The organism is Pseudomonas fluvialis (genome assembly GCF_002234375.1).
Classification (GTDB): Bacteria; Pseudomonadota; Gammaproteobacteria; order Pseudomonadales; family Pseudomonadaceae; genus Aquipseudomonas; species Aquipseudomonas fluvialis.
The window spans coordinates 1-3229 of sequence record NZ_NMQV01000016.1; the positions used below are offsets into that span (position 1 = coordinate 1).

3 protein-coding genes are annotated in these 3229 nt (G+C 48.2%); all 3 read left to right on the forward strand.

The features are described 5' to 3' along the window. Positions 1–1013 precede the first annotated feature (1013 nt). The 3 genes from CFY91_RS09260 to CFY91_RS09270 all read left to right on the forward strand — a co-directional run bounded on the left by CFY91_RS09260 (position 1014) and on the right by CFY91_RS09270 (position 3191). Positions 1014–1376, forward strand: a complete 363-nt coding sequence (locus CFY91_RS09260) for a hypothetical protein (RefSeq protein WP_093986068.1) — start codon at positions 1014–1016, stop codon at positions 1374–1376. A gap of 317 nt (positions 1377–1693) precedes the next feature. Continuing rightward, positions 1694–2050, forward strand: coding sequence for a hypothetical protein (locus CFY91_RS09265; RefSeq protein WP_093986069.1), 357 nt, complete (start codon positions 1694–1696; stop codon positions 2048–2050). 238 nt (positions 2051–2288) lie between these two features. Next, positions 2289–3191: a hypothetical protein gene (locus tag CFY91_RS09270; RefSeq protein ID WP_093986070.1), complete on the forward strand. Its 903-nt coding sequence runs from the start codon at positions 2289–2291 to the stop codon at positions 3189–3191. Positions 3192–3229 lie beyond the last annotated feature (38 nt).

The window sequence follows — 3229 nt, forward strand, 5'->3', positions numbered from 1 at the left end:
CGGCTAAACCCCGCCTGCGGAGGCTGAGGCAAACTTCCACCAGCAACAAGCAGGTCAGGCCATGGCGGCCTGACTTAAACGAAACGGCCTCCACGAAACCCGGGGCGATTCAGTCGCGTTTCTTGGGGGCAGCCGAGCCGAGGGCATCCGCAGGTAGAACGGCTATCGCGACTCATTGAAGTGGACTGGAGGGAATTGCTGGTGGTCATCCCAATACGACCTCGAGGATGCAGGCGACTCAATCGACTGTTCATGCGGGACTAGCCCACAGGACATCTTTAACGAAGCCAAAGCTCAAGCGCTGACTAGTGCTAGTTGCGGTAAAGATGCGAGCCGCAGTGATTGCAGATAAAAACACGATCATCGTCATTCGCGTTCGTCAGCCCCCAGTTCTTAATGCTGCTGGAGTTACAAGCTGCGCACTTGATCCCTCGAGGCGTCCTGCAATGAGGATGTACTGCAAGGTACTCGTTTACTCGGGGAAGAGACCGCCACTGGAAGTATTTCATCATGCTTGTGATGAACGGCATCGCTAAGGCTAAGCTTATGAGAGCAACAACCCCCCAGAACCAACTGAATGCAGGCATGGAAAACCTCAAAATACTAGCTAATGAGCAGCGATTATATCTGAACAACCACCGCTCGACATCCCTGAAGATAAGACTCCAGTCCTTAGCTATCGAAGACCATGGTGCGGCTTGCAAACAAGCCGATATCTCGAAGGCCCTGCAGTGGCTAGATCGCGCAAATAACAGTATTCCCCGCCTGTATGATCGAAGGCAATCCCGGCCAGAAGGCTCTCCAAGCTACAAAGCCCGATGCTAACTAGTAACTCAGCAATATAGGGGGATAAGCATTGCTGCTTCTCAGTATGTCCGCCATGGTGCACGCAAATTTTTTCAAGGAAACACCTGTCTCGCACCGGCTTGCAATTCTTAGAAAAGCTGCAAACTAGAAATTCCAGACCACTCTGGTGCCCAATTAGTTTTAGCATTCTAGTCGTGGAGCAAGTTATGCTTAAATATCTGCTAAACAAGCTGGCTAATAATATATTTCGTCAGAAACACCATGCTCGATGCCAGGCTAGGGCGTATCCAGCGCTAGGCGAAATCGTCGTTATTCACGACGCACTAGACTTTGACTCCGTCGCAACAGTCATTCAGGTACAGCAGATCAACGACATCTGGCTAAGTGATGAAAAGTCAGAGGTATTTAGAGCTTGTGGCGATTGGTGTGCCAATGAGTTCGAATTGAGTTCGATGCCGATCATCAATCCGGCAAATGGCTTTTCGATGATTAACGGAGTTATAGATATAGAGGGAGGTTTCTATGGGCTGAACGGCTGTGGTGATACTTTTAATTCTGATTTTATCTAGAGGCAAATGTATTATGCATTAATAAAAAATCAATCAAAGGTCCCGGGTTTTTATGTCGTGATCACCAGGAGCGTATATGAGGGGCGTGAGTCGAATATCTGGAGTATCAAGTCACGATTACTCCGCGGCTAGTAGTAATGCGATTTTAGCATCAGTGAGAGGCATAGCCATGCTCATGCGTCGGGGTTTGCAGTCTAGCCAACTGAAGGTTCAGTGTCATCTCTTTCAGTAGTCACACTGAACCTTTGTGCATGAATTGCGCTTGCAGTATTTAAAAGTCATGCTTAACTAGTTGCTCCCAATTAACGGAGGGTTCAATGAAAATCACCAGTCCCGAACAAGTCTCCTCTGCAATTTGGAGAACCCTGTTTATCTGCAGTCTCGCAGTATTGGCTATCACTGCAATTGTGGTCGTTAGATTGACTTCTCTTTACGTAAACCCTATGCCCGCCAGTGAACAGATTGTAGAGATGGCATATTGGCGAATTAGCCTGCTCTTAGCATTTCAATCAGCACCTTTGGTGTGGATGCATTTCATCTATAAGGGGTATAAGAATGAGCTCATCTGTATTCCGCTATACCAGACTATGACGCTGCTGAAAGTTCCGCTAGCTACTTGGGTGGGAGGATGTTTTATCGCAGTGATTTTTTTATGGCCAATGTTAAAGGTGTAAGCAGAATGATGCTATTTCTCAATCCAGTCGATTTCATGGGAAAAGGTTCCAAGTTTCATCTCCAGAATTTACAGCTTGGTCGGATTGGCAATTATTTGCCAATCATTTGCGAGTGCTGGCAACCGATTTTCCGCATGTGTCATGATTATGTCGAGATGCTTGCCCGGTTGGTTTCAGGGGTGGGGTATACTTGATTTTTTAAGCTATATGATATTGATAAAAATACTGGATTATCTTCATGATAAAATTTTCTTCGAGAATTGGTTTGGTTGTGCTTTTCGCTGGGGGTCTTTACGGCTGTGCTTTTATTCCGACACCCCCGATGCCGGGTGAGGTTCGGGTTGAGCATCGTGGCCTGGGGTATTCGTACATCGAGCCAAACGGCGGTACCTTCAAGGTGGCTAATGCAAAGCCACAAGATCTCTCTGGGCTGCTTACAGACACTGATAAGGCCCTTAGTGTTTTTGGCTTCCCAAGCATGAAGATTTACCCCCCCAATAGCTTCACGTTCGACATGGCCCGTTTTGCGTACACCGCGGACGATGTAGCGCCGTACCAAACGCGCCATAATGATGCGTTAAAGGCTGATAAGGGTATTGGTGCTGCCGATACCGCAATAACTGCCGGCTTGGCAGGCGATATGTCGCCTGCAGCTGCAATTGGTTTAGCGGTTGTTCTGGGTGGGGGCAGTGTCAGGACGGAAGACCCCCGAATCATTATGTCGAACCTGCTGTGCTTCAAACCTGTAGGCAAAATGGACGCAAAAGAGGCATTGCGGTCTTGCTGGGATGATTTCAACGCAAACGTTTCATCAGCTTTCGATACTTGGGAGCCGACGAGTACAGCCATATGGAGGCATACACATTCGATCCGCATCGGAAATACGGGTCGAGCGCGTATCAGTATGAACCGAAAGCTGGCTGACTACGGCAAGGGTTTTGCACCTGTAGAACGTGGCGGCTACTCAGCTCATATCTTCAAGTTCGCCGTAAGAATCAATCCGATGTTGGATTCGCCGTACAAGGTTGATGATCTGGCGGCGATGCTTGATAAAACAAAGGCCGACAGCCTCGTTTATCTGATTTCTGCGAAGGCTGATCCGCGAGAGCAGGTAGGGTTAGAGCCAATCGGTCTTTACTAACAAAAAGCCCCGCATTGCGGTAATGCTGTTCACTTAAG

Coding starts and splice junctions, on each gene's coding strand:
- CFY91_RS09260 (WP_093986068.1), top strand. CDS start 1,014: ATGCTTAAATATCTGCTAAACAAGCTGGCTAATAATATATTTCGTCAG.
- CFY91_RS09265 (WP_093986069.1), top strand. CDS start 1,694: ATGAAAATCACCAGTCCCGAACAAGTCTCCTCTGCAATTTGGAGAACC.
- CFY91_RS09270 (WP_093986070.1), top strand. CDS start 2,289: ATGATAAAATTTTCTTCGAGAATTGGTTTGGTTGTGCTTTTCGCTGGG.